Genomic DNA, 202 nt, shown 5'->3' with positions numbered 1-202 from the left:
TGACCCTATCGTCTAGAGGCCTAGGACATCACCCTTTCACGGTGAGTACCGGGGTTCGAATCCCCGTAGGGTCGCCAAGTTTGAAGCGCTTGTAGCTATATAATATGTAGCAAAGCTTCCTGCCAGGAGTGGTAGTTCAGTTGGTTAGAATACCGGCCTGTCACGCCGGGGGTCGCGGGTTCGAGTCCCGTCCACTCCGCCA

At 55.9% G+C, this 202-nt stretch carries 2 tRNA genes; both read left to right on the top strand.

Features of this window, described 5'->3' with window-relative positions:
- The first annotated feature begins 1 nt into the window (after position 1).
- A tRNA-Glu gene (locus tag AAIL67_RS24865) sits at positions 2 to 77 on the top strand.
- 48 nt (positions 78 to 125) lie between these two features.
- A tRNA-Asp gene (locus AAIL67_RS24860) sits at positions 126 to 202 on the top strand.

Source organism: Comamonas sp. A7-5, from assembly GCF_039581385.1.
GTDB lineage: Bacteria > Pseudomonadota > Gammaproteobacteria > Burkholderiales > Burkholderiaceae_C > Comamonas > Comamonas thiooxydans.
Note: the sequence above shows the minus strand (reverse complement) of the source record. Positions and strands in the feature narration are given on the sequence as shown.